This is a genomic window from Pseudomonas entomophila (genome assembly GCF_013523125.1).
Classification (GTDB): domain Bacteria; phylum Pseudomonadota; class Gammaproteobacteria; order Pseudomonadales; family Pseudomonadaceae; genus Aquipseudomonas; species Aquipseudomonas entomophila_B.
Genome location: NZ_JAAMQJ010000027.1, coordinates 37,874 through 62,709 on the forward strand (window position 1 = coordinate 37,874; position 24,836 = coordinate 62,709).

Here is a 24,836-nt window from a genome sequence, read left to right on the forward strand (position 1 = left end):
TGGGGTGCAAGGCCAAGGGATCAGCGGCGACGGCCGCTGATGCGAACCCAGCCGTCGCGCTCGACGATCGGGTCGAGGTCGAAGGCCTCTGCGTAGGCGTCGGCGACCTCCTGACCCTGCTCGGCCAGGATACCGGAAAGGGCCAGCAGGCCACCGGGACGGACCAGGCCGGACAACTGAGGCGCGAGCGAGACGAGGGGGCCGGCCAGGATGTTGGCCACCAGCACGTCGGCGTGCAGGGCCGGCAGTTGCTCGGGCAGGAACAGGCTCAGGCGCGCGTCGGCGATGCCGTTGCGCCCGGCGTTGTCGCGCGAGGCTTCCAGCGCCTGCACGTCGATGTCGGTGCCAATCGCTTCGCGGGCACCGAGCAGCAGGGCGGCGATCGCCAGGATCCCCGAGCCACAGCCGAAGTCCAGGACCTGGACACCGTCCAGCGCCTGCGCATCGAGCCATTCCAGGCACAGCGCCGTGGTCGGGTGCGTGCCGGTGCCGAAGGCCAGGCCGGGGTCGAGCAGCAGGTTCACCGCCTCGGCGTCCGGTGCCTCGTGCCAGCTCGGCACGATCCACAGACGCCGGCCGAAACGCATGGGCTGGAAGTTGTCCATCCAGCTGCGCTCCCAATCCTGGTCTTCGATCACCTCGGCCTGATGCTCGGGCAGCTCGGCATCGGTCAGCAGGCGCAGGTGCGCGAACACGCTGTCGGGCGGGGTGTCGGCTTCGAACAGCGCCAGCAGGTGGGTGTTGCTCCACAGCGGCGTGGTGTTGAGGTCTGGCTCGAAGATCGGCTGGTCCTCGGCGTCCATGAAGGTGACCGAGACGGCGCCGACGTCCAGCAGCGCATCTTCGTAGGTTTCGGCTTGTTCCGGGCTGATGGCCAGGCGTACTTGCAGCCAGGGCATGGCGGGTACCTGTGACAGATTCGAGAAGGGCAGCGCCAGGCTGCCAGAGGCGTGCAGTCTACTTGAGTGCAGGGGGTTTGTGCACAGGAGTAGAGTAGGGGGCTGTCGGCTTAGCGGCCCCACACAGGCCGTAGACCACTTGAGTTGAAGTGCGGCTCACATCCCACGACAAAGCCCCCTCTCATGCCTGAGGGCACCGGGGTTATGGGTAACCCGGACAGATCAGGCCAAGATTTCGATACCGTGCTTTTCAACAATAGCCAGCAGCTTGAGGGCCATGCCGCTTGGGCGCTTTTCACCGGTCTCCCATTGCTTGACGGTCGATGGGCTGGTGTTCAGGTACCGCGCGAAAATGGGCTGGCTGACGTGACTGCGCAGGCGGATTTGCTTGATCTGCGCAGCCCCAATCTCAGGCACTGCTGCAATGCAGGATTCATCGAATTCACGCATGGTGGCCTTGTCGATGGCGCCAATGGCCAGCAATGCACGTGCGGAATCGTGAATGGATGCTAGCGCTTCACTTTTGAATGTCTTCGTCATTGCAGATCTCCACGAATTCCTTCTGATCGAGCAGAAGGTTGATGTGCTCGCTACTCAAGACCTCGTAGACCTTTGCCAGTTTTCTGAATGCAAGCAGCTCCCTCTTGCCGATATTGTCCATGTCGCGTTTGGCGAACAGGAACTGATAGACCCAGTATCCTCTACCTCTAGCGAGAATGATTGACCGGTGATGATTTTCGTTCAACCGTTTTTTCCATACGCCACCGCCTAGGTCAGAGCCTTGTCCCTTCATGACTTCCTGGATCGCCTTACATAACTCGCCATCAGGTATCTCAGCTTTCCTTGCCGCAGTAGCAAACGCTTTGGTTTTGAACACCTTCATCGGTAGAGGTCCTCCTGGCGATCAAATGTACCACCAGGTGTTATACCTGTCAAAAACAGTTCTAGGTGGGTAGCGATCGATCGAAGCAGGAATGATCGCGTTTATTGCAGACAAGCTGCCACTCCTGCCAGGGCATCAGTCGAATAGGGTTGCCAAGAGACAGCCATAAAAAAATCCGGCACCAGAGCCTGGTACCGGATTTTTCGAAACGCCTCGCCTGGACGCGCGCTGTTCAGCTGAACAGCCTCACGCTCCAGGACGAGGTGCCCTGACGCCTACCCGTCGATCACGCCTGGTCAGCCAGTTTGTGCTCGAGGTAGTGGATGTTGACGCCGCCCTTGCAGAAGGCTTCGTCGCGCACCAGGTCCCGGTGCAGCGGGACGTTGGTCTTGATGCCGTCGACGATGATCTCGTCCAGGGCATTGCGCATGCGCGCCATGGCTTCGTTGCGGTCCTTGCCGTAGGTGATCAGCTTGCCGATCAGCGAGTCGTAGTTCGGCGGAACCGTGTAGCCGCTGTACAGGTGCGAATCGACCCGCACGCCGTTGCCGCCTGGCGCGTGGAAGTGCTTGACGGTGCCTGGGCTGGGGATGAACTTGCGCGGGTCTTCGGCGTTGATCCGGCATTCCAGCGCGTGACCGCGGATGACCACGTCGTCCTGGGTGAACGACAGCTTGTTGCCAGCGGCGATGCTCAGCATCTCCTTGACGATGTCGATCCCGGTGACCATCTCCGACACCGGGTGCTCCACCTGCACACGGGTGTTCATCTCGATGAAGTAGAAGTTGCCGTCCTCGTACAGGAACTCGAAGGTCCCCGCACCGCGGTAACCGATCTCGATGCAGGCCTGCACGCAGCGGGCGAAGACTTCCTGGCGGGCCTTCTCGTCGATGCCGGGGGCCGGCGCTTCTTCGAGAACCTTCTGGTGGCGGCGCTGCAGCGAGCAGTCGCGGTCGCCCAGGTGCACGGCATTGCCCTGGCCGTCGGACAGGACCTGCACTTCCACGTGACGTGGGTTGGTCAGGAACTTCTCCAGGTAAACCATCGGGTTGCCGAACGCAGCGCCCGCTTCGTTACGGGTCAGCTTGGCCGAGGAGATCAGGTCCTCTTCCTTGTGCACCACGCGCATGCCGCGACCACCACCGCCACCGGCGGCCTTGATGATCACCGGGTAGCCGACCTCGCGGGCGATGGCCAGCGCGGTCTCTTCGTCTTCCGGCAGCGGGCCGTCGGAACCCGGCACGGTCGGCACGCCCGACTTGATCATGGCGTCCTTGGCCGACACCTTGTCGCCCATCAGGCGGATGGTGTCCGCCTTCGGACCGATGAAGGCGAAGCCGGATTTCTCGACCTGCTCGGCGAAGTCGGCGTTTTCCGCAAGGAAACCATAACCTGGGTGGATGGCGGTGGCGCCGGTCACCTCGGCCGCGGCGATGATCGCCGGGATGTGCAGGTAGGAATCCTTGGACGGCGCCGGGCCGATGCACACGGACTCGTCGGCCAGGCCCAGGTGCATCAGCTCACGGTCGGCCGTGGAGTGGACGGCGACGGTCTTGATGCCCAGCTCCTTGCACGCGCGCAGGATCCGCAGGGCGATTTCGCCGCGGTTGGCGATCAGAACTTTTTCCAACATCGGAGGCTCTCCGCGGTTCAAACGATGGTGAACAGCGGCTGGTCGAACTCAACCGGCTGGCCGTCTTCTACCAGGATGGCGTCGATGACGCCGCCGATGTCGGCTTCGATGTGGTTCATCATCTTCATGGCTTCGACGATGCACAGGGTGTCGCCCTTCTTCAGGGTCTGGCCCACTTCGGCGAAGTTCGGCGAGGTCGGCGACGGCTTGCGGTAGAAGGTACCGACCATCGGCGAGCGGATCACGGTGCCCTTGAGGGCAGGTGCGGCGGCTTCGGCGGCAGGTGCAGCGGCAGCGACGGGTGCTGGCGCAGCGGCAGGTGCCGGTGCGGCGACAGGGGCGGCAAAGTACTGCTGACCGGCTGGGGTCTTGCTGTGACGGCTGATCCGGACGGACTCTTCGCCTTCCTTGATCTCCAGCTCGTCGATGCCAGACTCTTCCAGCAGCTCGATCAGTTTCTTGACTTTACGGATATCCATTGAGCAGCAGCTCCCAAGTTTGGTCAGGGATTGAATTGAAAACGTAGCGAAGACGTTTCTTGAGACCCAGGCCCTTCAAGGCCGGGGTCGTGTGGCATCAGGGCTGTACGCGCGCAGCCAGGTGCTCCATCGCCGACTCCAGCGCCAGGCGGTAGCCGGTGGCGCCGAGGCCGCAGATCACGCCCACCGCCACGTCGGAAAAGTAGGAGTGGTGACGGAACGGTTCGCGTTTGTGCACGTTCGACAGGTGCACCTCGATGAATGGGATGCTCACCGCCAGCAACGCGTCACGTAATGCGACGCTGGTGTGGGTGAAGGCAGCCGGATTGATCAGGATGAAGTCGACGCCTTCGTCGCGCGCGGCATGGATGCGCTCGATGAGTGCGTACTCGGCGTTGCTCTGCAGGTGCAGCAGGTGGTGACCGGCGGCGCGCGCCTGCTGCACCAGGCCCTGGTCGATCTGCGCCAGGGTGGTGGCACCGTAGACCGTGGGTTCACGGGTCCCGAGCAAATTCAGGTTGGGGCCATGCAGCACCAGGAAGGTCGCCATCCGCAGTTCCTTGATCGTGTAGGGCAAGTCGACGTAGCGCGGCGACTATGCCGCAAGCGGCACCGACTGTCCAGTTCCCGGCAATAGCCCGCACGTTGCCCGAGAATCGTGGAAAGTATGTGACCGGAATGACGGCTTTGGTCATTCCAGGTGAAAAATCCCTGCCGGACGGGCGGTTACAGGGCGAGGTGCGTGCGCAGGGTCTGCAGGTGCGCAGCGAATTCGGCGGCATTGATCTCGCCAATCACCCGATCGGCGGTCAGTTCGCTGCCGTTCGCTGCAAAGAACAATAATGCAGGCGGGCCGAACAGATGATAGCGGTCGAGCAACGCCCGCTGCGCTGCGGTGCTCTGGGTCATGTTCAGGCGCACCAGGCTGAAGCCCTGCAAACCACGTTTGACGGCAGCGTCGGTCAGCACGTCGCGTTCGATCACCTTGCAGCTGATGCACCAGTCGGCGTACCAGTCGAGCACCACCGGTTGCCCCTGGGCCTTGGCCTGGGCGAGGGCGGCCGCCAGGGCCTCGGGGGTCTCTACCGTCTGCCAGTCCTGCGCAGCGGCCTGCGCTTGGGTGGAGCTGGCCGCTGACGTGGCCGTGGACAGAGGCCGCAGTGGATCGCTCTGGCCGCTCAAGGCGCCGTACCAGCAGACCAGCGCATAAAAGAGCAGGCAGAGGCCAGCCAGTTGCGCCAGGCGCTGCACAGGCGTCTTGCTGCCGAACTCCAGCGTGCCGAGGAACAGCGCCACGCCGGCCGCCAGCAGGCCGATGACGAGCAACGTCAGCGGGCCGGGCAGCACGCGGCTGAGCAGACCGATGGCCAGGCCCAGCAGCAGCACACCGATGGCGTTCTTCACCGTGCCCATCCAGGGGCCGCTGCGTGGCAGCCAGGCGGCGCCACCTGCGGCGATCAGCACCAGAGGAGCGCCCATGCCCAGGCCCAGGGCGAAGAGCTTGAGCGCACCGCCGATGGCATCGCCACTGGCGCTGATGTACAGCAGCGCACCGGCCAGCGGCGCCGAGACGCAAGGCGACACCAGCAGGCTGGAGAGCACCCCCAGCACCGCCGCACCGAGCAGTGAACCCCCCTGGGTACGGTGGGCGATCTGGTCCAGACGGTCGCTCAGGCGCCGTGGCAGACGCAGCTCGAAGAACCCGAACATGGCCAGGGCGAACACCACGAAGAACAGCGAGAAGGGCACCAGGACCCAGGCCGACTGCAGGCGCGCCTGCAGGTTGAGGCCGGCGCCGAACACGCCCATCAGCGCGCCGAGCAGCGCGAAGCAGGCGGCCATCGGCAGCACGAACGCCAGCGACAGGCTCAGACCACGCAGGCCACCGTTCTGACCGCGCAACACCACCCCCGACAGGATCGGCAGCATCGGCAGGACACAGGGGGTGAAGGTCAGGCCAAGGCCGGCCAGGAAGAACAGGGCCAGCGAACGCCAGCGCCAGCCCTCGGCCGGTACAGCGGGCGGCGTGGCCGTAGTGCCTGCGCTGCCGTCGATCGTCAGGCGCTCGGTTTCCGGCGGGTAGCACAGGCCCTTGTCGGCGCAGCCCTGGTAGGTCACCAGCAGGGTGAAGGGACGCGTCTCGTCGGCCGGCCGCGGGATCTCCACGTCGAGCACGCCATGGTAGACCTCGACGTCGCCAAAGAACTCGTCGTGCTTGGCCTCGCCTGGCGGCAGGCGAGGGGTGCCCAGGGCGATGTCCGCCGGTTCGGTCTTGAATTGCAGGCGGTGGCGATAGAGGTAATACCCTTCGCTGGCGACGAAGCGCAGCTTGAGGGTCTGCGGGTCATCGCTGTCGACCCGGCTGAGCGCGAACGCTTCACGCACCGGGAGGAAGTCCGCACCGCTCTGGGAGGCGGCACCCAAGGTGGCGCTGGGGCGGTTGTCGAGCAGGCCGGCGGCACAGACAGGCAGGGCCAGCGACAGGAGCAGCAGAAAGAACAGGCGGCGCATGGTGGTCTCGCACGGTGGAACGTGGGCGCATGATAGCGAAGTCTGGCGGTCGCGGGGCTCATCGTAGCCGGGCGGACTCCCCGACCGGCATCGACCTCGCGGACGCCATCGCCGGCAAGCCGGCTCCCACAAGCTGCTTGCGCAGCCATGACTACATGGATGGCTGCAGAGGTCAGGGTGGGAGCTGGCTTGCCAGCGATAGGGCCCTGCCAGGCGCCGCATGCGGTCGGGCATGTACCGAGTAGAAAAGACAGTTGCTCCCACAGAAGGTGTCTACCTGAGCCAACCAGGCACAACGCCGCCTACTCGCGGCCGGTCCTGCGCCCCGGCAGGGGCCGCCACAAAGTCCGTCACCACGATGCCGGCCTCAGACCTTGAACGCCAACACCGCCGAATTCAGCGCCCCACCCAGCCTGAGCAAATGCTCGCCTTGCTCACGCCCTTCGCCAATGCGCTGCAGGTTGTCTTCCCCTAGGCGATGAATACGTTCGCTGTGGCCACGGATCTCGCTCACCGCGCCGGTCTGCTGCCCGGTGACTTCGGCGATGCGTACCGCCGTGTCGGCAATGGTGCCGATCGCACCGACGATTCGCGCCAGTGCCTGGTCGGCTGCCTGGGCCTGCCCGGCCGTAGCCTCGGCGCGGACAAGCTGGGCGCGCATGCCGTGCACGGACCGCTGTGCCGCCACGTGCAGGCGATCGATCAGCGCCTGGATCTCGCCCGTTGCCCCGGTGGTGCGCTGGGCCAGCGAGCGGACTTCGTCGGCCACGACCGCGAAACCGCGCCCCATGTCCCCTGCCCGAGCCGCCTCGATGGCGGCGTTGAGGGCCAGCAGGTTGGTCTGCTCGGCGATGGCGCGAATCACCGTGAGTACGCTGCCGATGGTTGCCGACTCTTCAGCCAGTTGCTCGATGGCCTGGGCATTGCCTTGCACCTCGTCGACCAGCGAGCGCAAGCCTTCGAGGCTCTGGCCGATCACCACCTGGCCCTGCTCGACGGCCTGACCGGCGTCGCCACTGGCGTGGGCGGCCGCACGGGCATCACCGGCCACTTGCTGGATGGTCGCCTCCAGCGCGCCCAGCGCGTCGCGAATCTGCCCGGTGTCGCCCGCCTGGCGCTCGGCACCGGCGTGCAGCGCGCTGCTCACCCCGGCCAGGGCATGGCTGCTGTCGGCTACCTGCTCGGCCTGATGACGCAAGGTTGCGACCAGGTCGAGCAGGTAATCGCGCAGGCGGTTGAGCGAGCCCTGGATGGCCTGCAGCTCCCGGTGGCTCCTGCCCAGGTCGATCGGTTGGCCGAAGTCGCCTTCCGCCCAGCGCGACAGGGCCGGCGCCAGACGGGTCAGCACACGGACCAGGCGCCGCTGGAGCGTATCCACCAGCAAGGCGATGCCCAGGATCAAGGCGATCATCAGGCCCTGGATCAGCCGCACGTCGCCCTGGATCCGCGCATGCTGGGCGCGGACCTCCGGTTCCAGCGTCGCCAGGGCCTGGCGCACGTCGTCGATGAGTTGCGTGGTGCGCACCGTCAGGACCGTGCGCTGCTCGATCTGCTGACGGGTGCGCTGCAGCTCGGCCGGGTAACGGTTGAGCAGGCTCAGCAGCTCACGCTTCAACGGCACGGCGACGTCTTCTTGCCGAACGCTGGCCTGGCTGTGCAGGCCCATCAGCGCTGCAAAGTCGTCGGCGCCGGATTCGCTGGCGCGGGTCACGCCCAGCAGCGGCAGCCCGTCGATCACTTCGGCCTGTGCCCGGACCAGCGCCACCTCGCGCACGACGTCTTCGGCCAGTTCGGCACGGCCGCTGCTGACCAGCTTGTCCCGCGCCAGCGACAGTCGACCCAGGTGCAAGATGGCCTCGAGCAGGGGTGCGCGATACGCTTCGCCTGGCGTACCGCCGTCGCGGGCATAATTCATCAGTTGTTCGAGCGTGGCACCCAGTTCGCGTTCGGCCTGCAACAGCAAGGCCTGCGGGTCGCCGGCGAGCTTGCCGGCGGCCAGCAGCTCACCGCCCATGAACCTGTGCAGCGCCTCGAGACTCGGTCGCACGTGGTCGGCCAGTGAGGCGGGCCAGTCGTCCAGGCTGGTCGATGCCTGCTGGGCAGCTTCCATGGCCGCCGCATGGCGAACGGCATCGCCCGTGTGCTGGTAGGCCTCGACGCCTCGGACGACCTGGTTCTGGAACTGCTGTGACAGGGCCAGGTAGCGCTCCATCCCTTGATAGGGCTGCTCCAGGGCACGCTGCGACCACCACAAGGTAGCCGCCAAGGCCAGGCAGACAGCCAGCAGAAGCACGGTCGTGAGGTTGGTCAGCCATTTCAGACGCATTGCCGTCTCTGCCTTGGGAGTCAACGATAGGTCGCTGAACCTAGGGCGTTTCTGTGACGCTGTGATGACGAAATGCACAGCACTCCAAGAAGAAGTGGCTATTGGCCGCCAGGGGCGTCGGCCAGCGCCGAACACCGGGGGCGTTTCGTGGAAACGACGCCGCCCGATGCGGCAGCGACCCGCAGGCGCGGCAGGCCTTTGCCGCTTATGTTCCTGGGCACGCTTGCTTTATAGTTCGGCCATGCTTGCCGTGGCACCCTGGCCGGTGCGCGTGGTCCAAGCCCCTGAATCGTCGTGACTAAAAAGGACACTGCCATGCTGGACTGGAAAAACCGAAAGGGCCAAGCCGAGCCGCGCGAGCGCGTGGATGCCCGGGGCACCGCCACCCGTACCTACCTCGGCGGCCTGTGGGGCAAGGCGCTGGCCATCCTGATCGGTCTCTACCTGCTGGTGTGCATTGGCCTCAGCTGGTACTGGAGCCAGGAGCCGGAACTGTTCCCGGTGCAGCAGAACGCCCAGTCGGCAGCGCAGCGCAACAACCAGCAGATGGTCGTGGGCTACACCACCATCGAAACCCTCAAGACCGTGGCCGACACGCTGCTGACCAAGCCAGGCGGCTACATCAGCAACGACCGTTTCCCGCCTGGGCTGTGGATGGACAACATGCCGAGCTGGGAATACGGCGTGCTGGTTCAGGTTCGTGACCTGTCCCGCGCGCTGCGCAAGGACTTCGCCCGTTCGCAGTCGCAATCCACCGAAGACGCCGACCTGGCCCGTGCCGAGCCGCGCTTCAACTTCGACCAGAAGAGCTGGATCCTGCCGTCGAGCGAATCCGAATACCGCGAGGGCATCCAGTCGCTGAGCCGCTACCAGGCGCGCCTGGCCTCGGGCGACAAGGGCGCGATCTTCTACACCCGTGCCGACAACCTGAACAACTGGCTGGGCGACGTCGCCACCCGTCTGGGCTCACTGTCCCAGCGCCTGTCGGCGAGCGTCGGTCGGGTCAAGCTCAACAGCAACCTGAAGACCGAAGCCGTGGTCGCTGGCCAGGCGCCGCAGGTCGACGAGGAAGTGGTCGAGACGCCGTGGCTGCAGATCGACAACGTCTTCTACGAAGCCCGTGGTCAGGCCTGGGCGCTGTCGCACCTGCTGCGTGCCATCGAAGTCGACTTCGCCGACGTGCTGGCCAAGAAGAACGCCACCGTCAGCGTGCGCCAGATCATCCGTGAGCTGGAAGCCTCCCAGGAACAGCTGTGGAGCCCGATGGTGCTGAACGGCAGCGGCTTCGGCATGTGGGCCAACCATTCGCTGGTCATGGCCAACTACATCTCGCGCGCCAACGCCGCGGTCATCGACCTGCGTCAGCTGCTGTCCCAGGGCTGATGACACCCTCCGCCCGTGAAGCCGCCCACCGGGCGGCTTCCGACGCCGAGTCCATCGCCTGGGTCGACGAGCACGACCAGGTGCTCGGCAGCCTGCCGCGTGCCGAGTTGCGTGCCCGTGGGCTGATCGGCCGCTGCACCTTCATCCTGCTGTTCAACCGCGCCGGTGAGCTGTGCGTGCACCGACGCACCTTGAGCAAGGCGATCTACCCAGGCTACTGGGACGTGGCAGCCGGTGGCATGGTCGGCGCCGGAGAACACTACGACGATTCGGCTGCGCGCGAGTTGCGCGAGGAGTTGGGGGTGAGTGGTGTTGCGCTGCAGTTTCACGACACGTTCTTCTTCGACCAGCCCGGCAACCGGGTGTGGTGCGCGGTCTATTCGGCGACCTGGGACGGCCCGTTGCGGCTGCAGCCCGAAGAGGTCAGCGAGGCGCGCTTTCTCAGTCTGGCGCAGGTCGCGACCGACTGCCGCTGGCAGCCTTACTGCCCCGATTCTCTGGTCGCGCTGCAGCACGTGCTGGACCGGCGTGGCTGACGTCGCGACAGCTTCAGGAAATGGCGCATTCCCGGCTTAGCAAGCGCGCGCAATCTGGGTACACTGCGCGACCTTTTCGGGCCGACGCACTGCATGCGACGGTAGCGCCGCCCCTGCCAGAGTGGGGCATCGCGGTCGATCCTGGTGCCAGGGGTCGATCATTTTTTGTCCTCAGCAAGAGGCACAAAAGTGGCCAAGAAAGCCTCATCCTTCGCCGCCCTGGGCGGTCTGGTGTACTCCACCGACGCCGGGCGCCATTGCCCGACCTGCGCCAAGCCCCTCGATGCCTGCATCTGCGGCCAGGCGGTAATCCCCGAAGGCGACGGGATCGCCCGGGTCCGCCGTGAAACCAAGGGGCGTGGCGGCAAGACCGTCACCTCGGTCAGCGGCGTACCGCTGCCACCCGACCAGCTCAAGGACCTGGCCGCTGCGCTCAAGCGCCGCTGCGGGACCGGTGGCGCGCTGAAAGACGGCGTGATCGAGATCCAGGGCGATCACGTCGAGCTGCTGCTGGCCGAGCTGATCCGCCAGGGATTCAAGGCCAAGAAGTCCGGCGGCTGAGCGCTGTCACAGGCTTTTTGCCAGGCCGGTTCTAAACTCGCTCCGGTGAGCAGGGTCTATTCCTGACACGGGAACTCGTCATTTTCAGTTTCTGCACGGTGGGCCGAGGGTTTCGCCCGCCGTGTCTTCGACTTTCTTATAGGGGACTTGAATGTCCGTACGACGCACACGCAAAGACGATGGCAGCCAGTGGACCGTGGGCGACAGCCGCAGTGTCTATGGTATCCGCCACTGGGGCGCCGGTTATTTCGCGATCAACGAGGCCGGGCGTGTCGAAGTGCGTCCCAATGGTCCGGACAGCTCGCCGATCGACCTGTACGAGCAGGTCGAGCAACTGCGTTCGAGCGGCCTGTCGTTGCCGCTGCTGGTACGCTTCCCCGACATCCTGCAGGACCGGGTGCGCCAGCTGACCGGTGCGTTCGACGCCAACATCGCGCGGCTCGAGTACCAGAGCCAGTACACGGCCCTGTACCCGATCAAGGTCAACCAGCAGGAGGCCGTGGTCGAGAACATCATCGCCACCGAGAACGTCTCCATCGGCCTGGAAGCCGGCTCCAAGCCGGAACTGCTGGCGGTGCTGGCCCTGGCGCCGAAGGGCGGCACCATCGTCTGCAACGGCTACAAGGATCGCGAGTTCATCCGCCTGGCGCTGATGGGCCAGAAGCTCGGTCACAACGTGTTCATCGTCATCGAGAAAGAGTCCGAAGTCGCCCTGGTGATCGACGAGGCCAACGACCTCAAGGTCAAGCCACAGGTCGGCCTGCGCGTGCGCCTGTCGTCACTGGCCTCGAGCAAATGGGCCGACACCGGCGGCGAGAAGTCCAAGTTCGGCCTGTCGGCCGCGCAGCTGCTGTCGGTGGTGCAACGCTTCCGCGACGCCGGCCTGGACCAGGGCGTGCGCCTGCTGCACTTCCACATGGGCTCGCAGATCGCCAACCTGGCCGACTACCAGCACGGCTTCAAGGAAGCCATCCGCTACTACGGGGAGCTGCGCGCGTTGGGCCTGCCGGTGGATCACATCGACGTGGGCGGTGGCCTGGGCGTGGACTACGACGGCACCCATTCGCGCAACGCCAGTTCGATCAACTACGACATCGACGAGTACGCGGCCGTGGTCGTGGGCATGCTCAAGGAGTTCTGCGACGCGCAGGGCCTGCCACACCCGCACATCTTCTCCGAAAGCGGCCGGGCGCTCACGGCGCACCATGCCATGCTGGTGGTGCAGGTCACCGACGTCGAGCGCCACAACGACGAGATGCCGCTGATCGAGAACCGCGACAGCCTGCCGGAGACCGTGCAGTGGCTGGTCGACCTGCTGGGGCCGACCGACATCGAGATGGTCACCGAGACCTATTGGCGCGCGACGCACTACATCGGCGACGTGGCGGCCCAGTATGCCGATGGCAAGGTCACGCTGGCCGAGAAAGCCCTGGCCGAGCAGTGCTACTACGCCGTCTGCCGGCGCCTGTACAACTCGTTGAAGGCGCGTCAGCGCTCGCACCGTCAGGTGCTCGACGAACTCAACGACAAGCTGGCCGACAAGTACATCTGCAACTTCTCGGTGTTCCAGAGCCTGCCCGACACCTGGGCGATCGGCCAGGTGCTGCCGATCCTGCCGCTGCACCGTCTGGATGAGGAGCCGCTGCGCCGCGCGGTGCTGCAGGACCTGACCTGCGACTCCGATGGCAAGATCAACCAGTACGTCGACGAGCAGAGCATCGAGACCAGCCTGCCGGTGCATGCCGTGCGCGAGGGCGAGGACTACCTGCTGGGCATCTTCCTGGTGGGCGCCTACCAGGAAATCCTCGGTGACATGCACAACCTGTTCGGTGACACCGACTCGGTGAACATCTACCAGCGTGCCGACGGCAGCGTCTACCACGCGGGGATCGAGACCCACGACACCATCGAGGACATGCTGCGCTACGTGCACCTGTCGCCGGAAGAGCTGATGACCCACTACCGCGACAAGGTCGCCAGCGCCCGCATCACCGCGCGTGAGCGTACGCAGTACCTGGACGCCTTGCGGCTGGGCCTGACGCGGTCGTCCTACCTGTCTTCCTGACAGGGCAGGGCTGCCGCTTGTCCGGTCCGTCCCCTGACCGCGATGCCTTCGGACCGCAGCCTTGAGCTGCGGTTTTTCATGGGCGGCAGGTGGGGGTACTGCTCGGACTTGCAGCGTTGATCTGGCAGGCTGCCCTCCTCGCAGTGCGGGGCTTGCCCGCGATGCAGGCGGCGACTGGTCAGGCCCTATCGCTGGCAAGCCAGCTCCCACAGGCACCTGTTTCAAGCAGACAGCAGCGTGATGGTTCAGCCTTTTGTGGGGTCTGCCCGCGATGCAGCGGCGACTGGGCCTGGAGTCCGCCGATCAGCTGCGAACCTTGCCTTACCCCACCCACGCCCCACGTCGCGCCAGCCGCCAGCCCAGCCACCCCAGGCTCAGCGCCCGCACGGCCATGAATCCCAGAAATGCCAGCCACAACCCGTGGTTGCCGAACCCGCTCAGCCCCCAGGCCGCCGGCAGCATCAGCAGCACGCTGAAGAGCATGGCGTTGCGCATGTCCCGCGCGCGGGTGGCGCCGATGAACAGCCCGTCCAGCAGGTAGCTCCACACCGCCACCAGTGGCAGCACGGCCAGGTAGGGCAGGAAGGGATAAGCCGCATCGCGCACCGCGGCGATGTCGGTCTGCAGGTCGATGAACACAGGCCCGACCAGCAGAAAGACCATGGCGAACCCCAGGCTGACGATCAACGACCAGCCACAGGCGACCACCAGGGACCGGCGCAGCGCGGTGCGGTCACGTGCGCCGATGGCATGGCCGCACAGCGCTTCGACGGCATGGGCCAGGCCATCGAGGGCATAGGCCGTGAGCAACAGGCCATTGAGCAGCAAGGCATTGGCCGCGACCGTCGCCTCGCCCAGTCGGGCGCCTTGCAGGGCGATCAGCAGGAACACCCCCTGCAGCGCCAGGCTGCGCACGAAGATGTCGCGGTTCACGCTGAGCAAAGGGCGCCAGGCCGACCAATGTCCGAGCGTGGCCCAGGCCAGGCGTCCAGGGTAGGCTCGCAGCGCCGGTCGCGTCAGGGCCAGGCCCAGCAACGCCGCGCTCCACTCGGCGATCACCGAGGCCCGTGCCGACCCCAAGACGCCCCAGTCCAGGCCCAGGACGAACCACAGATTGAGGACGATGTTCAGGGCGTTGGTGGTCAACAGGATGGCCAGCGGCGCACGAGCGTTCTGTGTGCCGAGGAACCAGCCCACCAGCGCATAGGTGGCGAGTGCCGCCGGCAGGCCCAGCAGGCGCGTGTGAAAGAACGCCTCGGTGGCCTGCCCCAGGGCGGCGCTCGGTTGCATCACGTGCAGGGCCAGACGGCTGAAGGGCAGTGCCAGGCTGCCGAGCAGCCCGGCGAACACGAGCGCCAGCAGCAGGCCCTGGGCCAATACCTGGCGCAGGTGATCGCCGTCGGCGCGCCCGGCCGCCTGGGCGGCGAAGCCGGTGGCGCCCATGCGCAGGAACGTCATCAGACCGATCATGAAGGTGAACAGGGTCGCGCCCACGGCCACGGCGCCCAGCTGATGGGCATGGGGCAAGTGCCCGACCACCGTGCTGTCGACCAGCGCCACCAGGGGCACCGAGACGTTGGAGAGGATCATGGGTGCGGCCAGGGCCCAGACCTGGCGGTGGGTGCGCCGATGGCGCCAGTCGTGGGATGTGACGGACATGCAGGCTCCTGTGACGAGGCGCCAGTATACCGGTCGACAGGCCACGGAACACGGGGCCTGCCGTCTGCCGCTAGGCGAAAGTCGAGCGCTACGCGCGGCCACAGGTGCGCTATGATGGCAGCCCTCACGACCTCCCTGCCGAAGAGTTGCCCTCCATGTTGGACAAAGGATTGTTACTGGCCTGTGCGCTGGCGTTGCTGACCGCCTGCGACAGTGGTTCATCGAGCGCGCCGCCAGCGCCGCCGACCGCGCACGCTACCGCACCCGCCCAGGCCAAGGCGCCCGTGCGCCAGGACCTGGCGGTGCTGGCCAAGCGTTACGCCGACCGCGAACTGACCGTGGCGGACGCCTCGGAAATCCAGCTCGATGGCGCGGCCGCCCTGTCGATCAGCTTCACGGCCCCGCTGGACGCCAATCAGGACTTCGCCGCCAAGGTTCACCTGGTCGACACGGTCAAGGGCAAGGTCGACGGCGCCTGGGAGCTGTCCGACAACCAGATGGAGCTGCGCCTGCGGCACCTGGAGCCTCAGCGCAAGCTGGTGCTGACCGTCGAGCCGGGCCTGCTGGCGGTGACTGGCAAGCGCCTGGCCGAGGAATCGGTGACGCGCCTGGAGACCCGCGACATGCAACCGACCGTCGGCTTCGCCAGCCGTGGCTCGCTGCTGCCGACGCGGTTGGCCGAAGGGCTGCCGGTGATCGCGTTGAACGTGGACAAGGTGGACGTCGAGTTCTTCCGCGTCAAACCCGAGACGCTCTCGACCTTCCTGGTCAACTGGGGACGCAACAGCAGCCTGGAGTACTACCAGTCCAAAGAGCTGCTGGACCTGGCCGAGCTGGTCTACAGCGGCCGCTTTGACCTCGACTCGCCGCGCAACACCCGCGACACCGTGCTGCTGCCCATCGCCGGGATCAAGCCGCTGCAGGCTCCGGGCGTCTACCTGGCGGTGATGCGCGCAGCCGGCACCTACGACTATTCGCAGCCGGCGACACTGTTCACGCTCAGCGACATCGGCCTGTCGGCGCACCGCTACCGTGACCGCCTGGACGTGTTCGCCCAGGCGCTGGAGGGTGGCAAGGCGCTGAGCGGCGTCGACATCGAGGTGCGTGATGACAAGGGCAAGAGGCTGGCCCAGGCCAAGACCGACGGTGACGGCCATGCGCAATTGCCGATCACGGCCAAGGCCAACACCCTGATCGCCACCCAGGGCAGCGAGACCACGCTGCTGCGCCTGGACAGCGCCGCACTGGACCTGGCCGAGTTCGACATCGCCGGGCCACCGTCCAACCCGCTGCAGTTCTTCGTGTTCGGCCCGCGTGACCTGTATCGCCCTGGCGAGACGGTGCTGCTCAACGGCCTGCTGCGCGACCAGGACGGCAAGCCGGTCAAGGCCCAACCGGTCAGCGTCGAAGTGCGCCGCCCCGACGAGCAGGTCAGCCGCAAGTTCGTCTGGGAGGCCGGCGACAGCGGGTTGTACCAGTACCAGTTGCAACTGGCCGACGAGGCGCCGACCGGGCGCTGGCAACTGCTGTTCGACCTGGGCGGCGGGCGCAAGCAAGTGCACGAATTCCTGGTCGAAGACTTCCTGCCCGAGCGCCTGGCGCTGAACCTCAAGGGCAGCGAGCAGCCGATCAGCCCGGAGCAGACCGCCAAGGTCCGTGTCGAAGGACGCTACCTCTATGGCGCACCGGCCGCCGGCAACCGGCTCAGTGGCCAGGCCTACCTGCGGCCCTTGCGCGAGGCGGTCAAGGCGCTGCCGGGCTACCAGTTCGGGTCGGTCACCGAGAGCGAACTCAGCCAGGACCTGGAACTCGACGAAGTCACCCTCGACCAGGCCGGCAAGACCACCCTGGCCATCGAGAGCCGCTGGGCCGAAGCACGTTCGCCGTTGCAACTGACCGTGCAGGCGAGCTTGCAAGAGTCGGGCGGTCGCCCCATCACTCGCCGCCTGGAGCAGCCGATCTGGCCAGCCGAGCGGCTGCCGGGGGTACGCGGTCTGTTCGACGGTGAGGAAACCGACAGCGACGCGCCGGTCAGCTTCGAAGTGCTGGTGGCCGACCGTGACGGGCACAAGCTGGCCGTCGATGGCCTGAAGGTCCGGCTGATCCGTGAGCGCCGCGACTACTACTGGAACTACTCCCAGAGCGACGGCTGGAGCTACGCCTACAACGAGAAATTCCTCGACGAAGGCGAGCAGACCGTCAACCTGGCCGCCGGTGCCACCGCCAAGGTCGACTTCCAGGTCGAATGGGGCCCTTACCGCGTCGAAGTCGAGGACCCGGAAACCGGCATCGTGACCAGCGAACGATTCTGGGCCGGCTACCGCGCCCAGGACAACGCCGAAGGCGGCGCCGTGCGGCCGGATCAGGTCAAGCTGGCGCTGGATCAACCGGCGTACGCCGATGACGCGACCGCCAAGGTCACCGTCACGCCACCGGCCGCCGGCAGTGGCTACCTGATGGTCGAATCCAGCGATGGCCCCCTGTGGTGGGAGCCGATCGACGTTCCTGCCGAAGGCAAGACCTTCGATGTGCGCCTGGACCCGAGCTGGGCTCGGCACGATCTGTACGTCAGCGCGCTGGTCATCCGCCCCGGTGAGCGCAAGGCCAATGCCACGCCCAAGCGTGCCGTGGGCATCCTGCACCTGCCGTTGGCCCGGGCGCAGCGCAAGCTCGACCTGGCCCTCCAGGCGCCGCAGCAGATGCGCCCCAAGCAGCCGCTGACCGTCAAGCTCAAGGCCAGCACGGCCGAGGGCACGCTGCCCAAGCAGGTGCACGTGCTGCTGGCGGCGGTGGACGTCGGCATCCTCAACATCACCGAGTTCAAGACGCCGGATCCGTTCACCGGCCTGTTCGGGCGCAAGGCCTACGGCGCCGACCAGTTGGACATCTATGGTCAACTGATCGAGGCTGGCCAGGGCCGCCTGGCCAGCCTGGCGTTCGGTGGCGACGCGGCCATGGCCAAGGGCGGCAAGCGGCCCAACACGACCGTCAACATCGTTGCCCTGCAGAGCCTGCCCGTCACCTTGAACGAGCAGGGCGAAGGTCAGGTCTCGCTGGACATCCCGGACTTCAACGGCGAACTGCGGCTGATGGCCCAGGCCTGGAGCGACGAGCAGTTCGGTGTGGCCGAAGCCACCACCGTGGTCGCCGCACCACTGATCGCCGAGCTGTCGGCGCCGCGCTTCATGGCCAGCGGTGATCAGACCCAGCTGGCCCTGGACCTGGCCAACCAGTCCGGCCAGGCCCAGCAGCTCAGCGTGCAGCTCGACGCCGAAGGGCAGCTGGCGTTGGACGGCGCCGCGCAACGCTCGCTGACCCTGGAAAAAGGCCAGCGCACCACGTTGATGATCCCGGTGCACGCCCAGGGCGGGCTGGGTCAGGGCACGGTGCGTGTACGCATCAACGGTCTGACGCTGCCGGGCGAGTCGTTCGGCGCCTTCGAGCGGCACTGGACCCTCGGCGTGCGCCCGGCGTACCCCGCCACGCTCAAGCACTACCGCGTCGCTCTCAAGGATCAGTCCTGGACCCTGCCGCCGGGCGATCTGGAGGCTTTCGAACCGGCCGGTCTACAGGCCAGACTGGCACTGTCCAGCCGTCCCCCCTTGAACCTGGCCGAGCAGATCCGTGCCCTCGAAGCCTACCCGTATGGTTGCCTGGAGCAGACCGTCAGCGGCCTGTACCCCTCGCTCTACGCCGACCCGCAGAGCCTGCAACGCCTGGGCATCAAGGGCGAACCGGCCGAGGCGCGCAAGCGCAAGATCGAGATGGGCATCGAGCACCTGCTGGGCATGCAGCGCTACAACGGCAGCTTCGGCCTGTGGAGCGCCGACAGCGATGAGGAGTACTGGCTGACCGCCTATGTGACCGACTTCCTGCTGCGCGCGCGCGACCAGGGCTATGGGGTTCCGGCCGAGGCCTTGAAGAAGGCCAGCGAGCGCCTGCTGCGCTACGTGCAGGAACGCAACCTGATCGAGGCCGATTACAGCGAGAACATCGACCATACCCGTTTCGCCGTCCAGGCGTACGCCGGGCTGGTGCTGGCCCGCAGCCAACAGGCGCCCCTGGGTGCCCTGCGCAGCCTGTTCGAGCGCCGGGCCGATGCCCGTTCCGGGTTGCCGCTGGTGCAACTGGCGGTCGCGCTGGAGGCCATGGGCGACAAACCGCGTGCCCAGGAAGCCCTGCATGCCGGCCTGAACGTCAAGCGCGGCCAGGACTGGATGGCCGACTATGGCAGCGAGGTGCGTGACCAGGCGCTGATCCTGGCGCTGCTTCAGGAAGACAAGCTGGCCAGCGATCAGGTCGAGCAGCGGCTGTTCGCGTTGTCCGACGCGCTGGCTGGCAACGCCTGGCTGTCGACCCAGGAGCGCAACGCGCTGTTCCTGGCCGGCCGCCAATTGCTCGGCAAGCCGGAAAGCGACTGGCAGGCGCGCCTGGAAACCGGCGACGACGTCCGTGAGCTGACGCCGGCGGCCTCCGGGTTGACCCTTGAAGGCTCGCAGCTGGCCGCGCCGTTGAGCCTGCACAATGACAGCGATCAGACCCTCTACCAGCAACTGACCTTGTCCGGTTACCCGCGTCAGGCGCCGCCGGCCAGCAGCCATGGCCTGCAGATCCAGCGCGACTACCTGGGCCTGAATGGCCAGCCGCTGGACCTGCGCAACCTGCGCAGTGGCGATCTGGTCCTGGTCCACCTGGCGGTGAAAGCCGCCACGCAGGTGCCGGATGCCCTGGTGGTCGACCTGCTGCCGGCGGGCCTTGAGCTGGAAAACCAGAACCTGGCGCAGAGCTCGGCCAGCCTGGACAACGCCAGCGGTACCGTGCGCGAGTGGCGTGACGCGATGCAGAACGCCAACCTGGTGCACCAGGAGTTCCGCGACGATCGCTACGTGGCGGCACTCAAGCTCGAGGCCCAGCAGACCACGCACCTGCTGTACCTGGCACGCGCGGTCACGCCGGGCAGCTACCAGGTGCCGCCGCCGCAGGTGGAGTCGATGTACCGACCGAACCTGCAAGCGGTCGGCGCGTCCGCGGCGCCGATGGTGATCAAGGGGCGTTGAGGCAGGGTGGACGGGGCCGGGCGGCAAGGCCCGGCCCCCGAGCAGGGACGTGCCTCAGTGCACGACCCAGCTCAGCACCCACACCCCCAGCAAGGCCCAGATGATGCCCGCGATCACCGACGCACGCATGAAGGCACGCACCGCCGAGTACAGCAGCGCCAGGCCGACGATCAAGGCCAGGATGCTGATCAGCGACGTGTCCATCCCCAGCGTTCGCGAGAGACCGTCGACGAAGTTGCCACCGGCATTGGCCAGCCCGTTGAACACGCCGCTGAGCGCGTCCACGACCACCCGGATCAACGCGCCCAGCGCCTGGCCCAGCCATTCGAAAAAGCCTTCTACATGCATAGTCGTTTCCTGATGAAAGTGCCGGCGTCGCTGCCGTTGCCCACACTTTGGCTGCCGATCGAGCGGTTCGGTTCCCTGACCCGGGGGCGCCGATGCGTCACCTGAGGCGTGTGCCGCGTTGGCTGCGCGTGCTGGTCGGCACGTCGCTGGCGCTGCTGGGCCTGCTGTGGCTCGCCGACCGATTGTGGCCCTTGCCCCTGCCAGGTGACGATCTGGCACGGGTGGTGGTCGCCGAGGACGGCACGCCGCTGTGGCGGTTCGCCGATGCCGAGGGCGTGTGGCGTTACCCCGTCAGCCCCGAGCAGGTGTCACCGCTGTACCTGGAGGCCCTGCTGACCTATGAGGACCGCTGGTTCTATCACCACCTGGGCATCAACCCTCTGGCACTGGCGCGTGCGGCCTGGCTGAACCTGCACGGCGGGCGCGTGGTGTCGGGCGGCAGCACGCTGTCGATGCAAGTGGCGCGACTGCTCGAGCCCCACCCGCGCACCTTGCCGGGCAAGCTACGGCAGATGGCGCGCACCGTGCAGCTGGAATGGCACTTGTCCAAGCGCGAGATCCTCCAGCTGTACCTGGACCGCGCGCCGTTCGGTGGCACCTTGCAAGGCGTGGCGGCCGCCAGTTGGGCGTACCTGGGCAAGTCGCCGCAGCATCTGACGCCGGCCGAAGCCGCACTGCTGGCCGTGCTGCCCCAGGCGCCCAGCCGGCTACGACCGGACCGCCATCCGCTGCGTGCGCGGCAGGCCCGTGACAAGGTGCTGGAGCGCCTGGCCGAGTACCACACCTGGCCAGCCCAGCGCATCGCCGAGGCCCGTGAGGAGCCGCTGTTGCTGGCGCCGCGCCAGGAGCCCGCGCTGGCCCCCTTGCTGGCCCGACGCCTGAACCGTCCCGGCAGCCCGCCGCTGATTCGCACCACCCTCGATGCGGCATTGCAACGGCGTCTGGAAGACCTGCTGCTGGGGTGGCGTGCCCGGCTGCCGGAGCGCACGTCTGCCGCGCTGCTGGTGGTCGAGGCCCAGACCATGGCGGTGCGCGCCTACCTGGGCTCGGTGGACTTGGACGACGCGCGACGCTTCGGTCATGTCGACATGGTCCATGCGCTGCGCTCGCCGGGCTCGACGCTCAAGCCGTTCTTGTACGCCATGGCGATGGACGATGGGTTGATCCATTCCGAGTCGCTGTTGCAGGACGTGCCGCGGCGGTACGGCGATTATCGGCCAGGGAATTTCTCCAGTGGCTTCAGCGGGCCGGTATCGGCCAGTGCAGCACTGGCCTTGTCGCTGAATCTTCCGGCGGTGCAACTGCTGGAAGCCTATGGACCCAAGCGTTTCGCCGCGCAACTGCGTATGGGCGGTGTACCGCTGGCGCTGCCGCCGCTGGCCGAGCCCAACCTGGCACTGATCCTGGGTGGCGTCGGTAGCCGACTGGAAGACCTGGTCGGCGGCTATGCGGCCTTAGCGCGCGAAGGCAAGGCGGCGCAGATCCGCCTTCAGCCGCAGGATCCGCTGGTCGAACGGCGGCTGATGTCGCCCGGCGCCGCCTGGATCACCCGGCGGATCCTCTCAGGCCTGGCGCGTCCGGACCGTGATCCGCATGCCGACCTGAGTGCCCCGGTTCCCCTGGCCTGGAAGACCGGGACCAGTTACGGATTCCGTGACGCCTGGTCGATCGGGGTCGGGCCGCGTTACCTGATCGGCGTGTGGATCGGCCGACCGGACGGTACGCCCGTGCCGGGGCAGTTCGGCCTGGCGTCGGCGGCGCCGCTCATGCTGCAGGTGCACGACCTGCTGAGCAACCGCGATCGCCAGCGCGGCCTGAGTCAGCCGGCCCCGCGCAAACCGGCGAGTGTCGGCGTGGCGGCGATCTGCTGGCCGTTGGGCCAGCCCTTGGAGCGCACCGATCCCAATTGCCGGCGCCAGCGCTTCGCCTGGACCCTGGACGGCACGGTACCGCCGACCTTGCAGGCCAGCGATCAGCCACTGGGTCTGGGGCTACGGGACACGCTGTGGGTCAATGCCCAGGGGCTGCGCGTCAATGAGGATTGCCCGGGAGCGACGCCGCGTACCCTCGCGCTGTGGCCGGCCCCCGTGGAACCCTGGCTGCCGAAAGCCGAGCGCCGTGCCGCACGCCTGCCAGCGGTCGATCCCACGTGTCCGCCACGGCAGTCTCCACCTGCGGCGCCGCTGTCGATCGTCGGTATTCGACCTGCCGACCAACTGCGCCGTCCGGCTGCCAGCGGGGAGCCCTTGCGTCTGCGCGTGTCGGCACTGGGTGGCGACGGTCAGCGCTGGTGGTTCCTGAATGGCGGGCAGGTCGGAGAGACGGCAGGGCAGGAGGAACTGATGGTGGCGCTGACACGCGTCGGGTCGTTCGAGTTGAGTGTGCTGGATGACAGCGGACAGACGGCCCGGGTGGCGTTCGAGGTGCGGGAGTGAGCGTCGGTGAAGGGCAAGACAGCCTTTGACCGATGAGGTGAAATCACGACCGCCATCGCGGGCAAGCCCGCTCCCACAGGATGCTGAGCCAGCCTGTTTTTGCCTGCTGGAAACAGGTACCGGTGCGGGTCAGTGTACTGCCTGTCTGAAGCAGCAACCTGTAGGAGCCAACATGCTGATGCCTGCTGGAAACAGGCACCGATGGGCATCATTGTGCTGTCCATCTGAGGCAGCTAACTGTACTGCCTGCCTGAAGCAACCTGTGGGAGCAGCCACCTGTGGGAGCGGGCTTGCCCGCGATGGCGTCCGGCTCGTCGCCACCTTCCTCGCAGGCAACGTCACTGGCCGCTTGCGCGCTCAGTGATTGGTCAACCGCTGCCTTACCGGTGACGAGCTGGGCGTCAGGGCCAGGGCCAGCTGGGTTCGATTGTGCATGCGCGTCAGGCGCAGCACTTGCGAGACGTAGAGCTTGACCGTGTTCTCGGTGATGCCGAGCGCGCAGGCGATCTGGTGGTTGGTCTGGCCGCGGCCCACCAGACGGGCGACTTCCAGCTGCCGGGGCGACAGGGCGCCGAACACGGCCGGCAGCAGGTCGAGATCGGTCTCCACGTCCACGTCGAGGTCGGTCGAGCGGCGCGACAGGTTGCCGCCGCGTGCGCGTTCCAGGTCCTGATGCAAGTGGTCGATGAAATCGCCCAGGTCCTGCAGGCGCTGGGCAAGGTGCTCGACTTCCTGCTGGGCCCGGCGCCGTTGAAGCACTTCGCGTTCCAGGCGGTGCAGGCCCGCCAGCCACTCGTCCAGGTCGAGAGGGCGCGCGTGATAGTCGGCGAACCCTGCCCGCATGGCCCTGAGCACGGTGGGGGTGTCGTCAGCCTCGCTGATCAGCATGGTCCTGAAGGCGCGTTGCGAACCGCCAGCGTGCTCCAGGGCGCGGACCAGGCCCCAGTGCTCGGCGTTGGGTGTCTGTACGGCGCAGATGATCAGGCCGATGTCGGGGTCGGCCGCGTACAGCGTCAGGGCCTGTGCCGAGTTATCGGCAATCATGTGGGGATGACCGTCGCGCATGAGCAGGGCACCCATGGCATCGATGGCGCACACGCCATCGTGGACGATCAAGACTTTCACTTCATGGCTACACGGACTCACGTTCAACTCCTTGTCGACGGTAACGCTCCTGTGCCCTTGGCGGGCGGCTCGTGACTGCAAGAAGACCCGCAGCACAGCCATGATTCACGACAACCACAGCACCGTCCAGACGAATCCGACCAGCACATAAGGCGCCAAAGGCTGTTTGTCCCCCAAACCCTCGACCACCTGACGCACACGCTGCTTGAACCGGGCATTGAGCACCGTCCACAGACGACGGCGCCCCAGTACCCAGACCAGCAGCGCAATGCCTGCACCGATGAAGGTGCCCAGGACATAGTCATGACTGGTCGCCAGCGCCAGGGCACCCAGCAGTTTCACATCCCCGGCAGCGAAATGCCCCAGCCAATACCCCGGCAGCGTCATCGCCATGACGATCGCCAGCCCCCACCCCGCATCGCTGGCCGAGGCACCGATCCAGGTATGCCCCGTGGCGAACAACCAGACCAGGGCGCCCAGGGCGACGCCGACGGTCAGGGTATCGGCCACCTGACGTCCGCGGATGTCCTGTTCGGTACACATGGCCAGCCACATCAAGAGAACAATGCTCTGCATCGATCCAGTACCACGCTTGAGGTTGGTCATCGGTTCAGGCTGACGGCAGCCTTGTTTTCAGGGTAGACCGCTTCGGCGGCGCGAGCCTGCAAGGCATGTAAAAAACCTGAGACGATGGCTTTGAGACATCAGGCGCGAATCAACGCGGTGGATACTGCGCCATGATCTGCCCGACTTCCTTCTGGATGGCCTGGCTGCGCACCTGCGGCCCGGACGCGGATTCGTCGACGACGTGCTCGGCGCTGCCACGTCAGACCAGCTTGCCGTCGCGACCGTCGAACAGGTCGATTTGAAGCGTGGCGACCTTGTAGTCGACGCTGCGTGTCTCGTTGTACATCGGGCCGCCCCAGTACCCACCCC

Annotated in this window: 17 protein-coding genes and 2 pseudogenes; 6 read left to right on the top strand and 13 right to left on the bottom strand. The window is 66.6% G+C overall.

The features are described from left to right. Nucleotides 1-20 precede the first annotated feature (20 nt). The 8 genes and pseudogenes from prmA to G7007_RS22670 form a co-directional block, all read right to left on the bottom strand. Nucleotides 21-899, bottom strand: coding sequence for a 50S ribosomal protein L11 methyltransferase (gene prmA, locus G7007_RS14555; protein WP_181102758.1), 879 nt, complete (start codon nt 897-899; stop codon nt 21-23). 222 nt (nt 900-1,121) lie between these two features. Beyond that, nucleotides 1,122-1,439, bottom strand: a complete 318-nt coding sequence (locus G7007_RS14560) for a helix-turn-helix domain-containing protein (protein WP_181102760.1) — start codon at nt 1,437-1,439, stop codon at nt 1,122-1,124. Continuing rightward, the gene (locus tag G7007_RS14565; protein WP_181102761.1) at nt 1,417-1,782 is read right to left on the bottom strand and encodes a type II toxin-antitoxin system RelE/ParE family toxin; all 366 of its coding nucleotides are present in this window, start codon (nt 1,780-1,782) and stop codon (nt 1,417-1,419) included. The genes G7007_RS14560 and G7007_RS14565 overlap by 23 nt, the downstream gene beginning before the upstream one ends. A gap of 286 nt (nt 1,783-2,068) precedes the next feature. Then, the gene (gene accC / locus G7007_RS14570; protein ID WP_181102763.1) at nt 2,069-3,415 is read right to left on the bottom strand and encodes an acetyl-CoA carboxylase biotin carboxylase subunit; all 1,347 of its coding nucleotides are present in this window, start codon (nt 3,413-3,415) and stop codon (nt 2,069-2,071) included. A gap of 17 nt (nt 3,416-3,432) precedes the next feature. Continuing rightward, nucleotides 3,433-3,894 (bottom strand): acetyl-CoA carboxylase biotin carboxyl carrier protein, encoded by a 462-nt coding sequence (gene accB, locus G7007_RS14575; RefSeq protein WP_060395059.1) that lies wholly within the window; start codon nt 3,892-3,894, stop codon nt 3,433-3,435. A gap of 97 nt (nt 3,895-3,991) precedes the next feature. Continuing rightward, nucleotides 3,992-4,444: a type II 3-dehydroquinate dehydratase gene (aroQ, locus tag G7007_RS14580; protein ID WP_181102765.1), complete on the bottom strand. Its 453-nt coding sequence runs from the start codon at nt 4,442-4,444 to the stop codon at nt 3,992-3,994. 176 nt (nt 4,445-4,620) lie between these two features. Then, on the bottom strand, nt 4,621-6,405 hold the full coding sequence (locus tag G7007_RS14585; RefSeq protein ID WP_181102767.1) for a protein-disulfide reductase DsbD: 1,785 nt from the start codon (nt 6,403-6,405) through the stop codon (nt 4,621-4,623). 367 nt (nt 6,406-6,772) lie between these two features. Then, a pseudogene (locus G7007_RS22670) lies at nt 6,773-7,285 on the bottom strand (methyl-accepting chemotaxis protein); the annotation flags it as partial. Between the two features lie 1,761 nt (nt 7,286-9,046). Between G7007_RS22670 and G7007_RS14595 the strand changes: the two are divergent. The 4 genes from G7007_RS14595 to speA all read left to right on the top strand — a co-directional run bounded on the left by G7007_RS14595 (nt 9,047) and on the right by speA (nt 13,276). Then, nucleotides 9,047-10,114 (top strand): DUF2333 family protein, encoded by a 1,068-nt coding sequence (locus G7007_RS14595; protein WP_181102770.1) that lies wholly within the window; start codon nt 9,047-9,049, stop codon nt 10,112-10,114. Further along, the gene (locus G7007_RS14600) at nt 10,114-10,650 is read left to right on the top strand and encodes an NUDIX hydrolase (RefSeq protein WP_181102772.1); all 537 of its coding nucleotides are present in this window, start codon (nt 10,114-10,116) and stop codon (nt 10,648-10,650) included. The genes G7007_RS14595 and G7007_RS14600 overlap by 1 nt, the downstream gene beginning before the upstream one ends. A gap of 189 nt (nt 10,651-10,839) precedes the next feature. Next, nucleotides 10,840-11,211 (top strand): translation initiation factor Sui1, encoded by a 372-nt coding sequence (locus G7007_RS14605; protein WP_181102774.1) that lies wholly within the window; start codon nt 10,840-10,842, stop codon nt 11,209-11,211. A gap of 151 nt (nt 11,212-11,362) precedes the next feature. Continuing rightward, nucleotides 11,363-13,276: an arginine decarboxylase gene (gene speA, locus G7007_RS14610; RefSeq protein ID WP_060395053.1), complete on the top strand. Its 1,914-nt coding sequence runs from the start codon at nt 11,363-11,365 to the stop codon at nt 13,274-13,276. Nucleotides 13,277-13,597: 321 nt separating this feature from the next. Here speA and G7007_RS14615 read toward each other — a convergent pair whose 3' ends face one another. Continuing rightward, on the bottom strand, nt 13,598-14,935 hold the full coding sequence (locus G7007_RS14615; protein ID WP_181102775.1) for an MATE family efflux transporter: 1,338 nt from the start codon (nt 14,933-14,935) through the stop codon (nt 13,598-13,600). Between the two features lie 155 nt (nt 14,936-15,090). Between G7007_RS14615 and G7007_RS14620 the strand changes: the two genes are divergently transcribed. Further along, complete coding sequence (locus G7007_RS14620; protein WP_181102777.1) at nt 15,091-19,992, top strand: alpha-2-macroglobulin family protein; 4,902 nt, start codon at nt 15,091-15,093, stop codon at nt 19,990-19,992. A 54-nt stretch (nt 19,993-20,046) separates the two neighbouring features. On the opposite strand, the gene G7007_RS14625 is transcribed toward G7007_RS14620, so the two are convergent. Next, nucleotides 20,047-20,340, bottom strand: a complete 294-nt coding sequence (locus G7007_RS14625) for a hypothetical protein (RefSeq protein WP_181102778.1) — start codon at nt 20,338-20,340, stop codon at nt 20,047-20,049. A gap of 92 nt (nt 20,341-20,432) precedes the next feature. On the opposite strand from G7007_RS14625, the gene pbpC reads away from it, so the two are divergent. Then, the gene (pbpC, locus tag G7007_RS14630; protein ID WP_181102780.1) at nt 20,433-22,775 is read left to right on the top strand and encodes a peptidoglycan glycosyltransferase PbpC; all 2,343 of its coding nucleotides are present in this window, start codon (nt 20,433-20,435) and stop codon (nt 22,773-22,775) included. A gap of 357 nt (nt 22,776-23,132) precedes the next feature. Here the strand turns inward: pbpC and G7007_RS14635 are convergent, their stop codons facing one another. From G7007_RS14635 to G7007_RS22225, 3 genes and pseudogenes are all read right to left on the bottom strand, one after another. After that, nucleotides 23,133-23,921: a LuxR C-terminal-related transcriptional regulator gene (locus G7007_RS14635; RefSeq protein ID WP_375139500.1), complete on the bottom strand. Its 789-nt coding sequence runs from the start codon at nt 23,919-23,921 to the stop codon at nt 23,133-23,135. Nucleotides 23,922-24,005: 84 nt separating this feature from the next. Beyond that, nucleotides 24,006-24,476: a prepilin peptidase gene (locus tag G7007_RS14640; protein WP_181102783.1), complete on the bottom strand. Its 471-nt coding sequence runs from the start codon at nt 24,474-24,476 to the stop codon at nt 24,006-24,008. 139 nt (nt 24,477-24,615) lie between these two features. After that, nucleotides 24,616-24,836: pseudogene (locus tag G7007_RS22225) on the bottom strand (DUF4136 domain-containing protein); the annotation flags it as partial.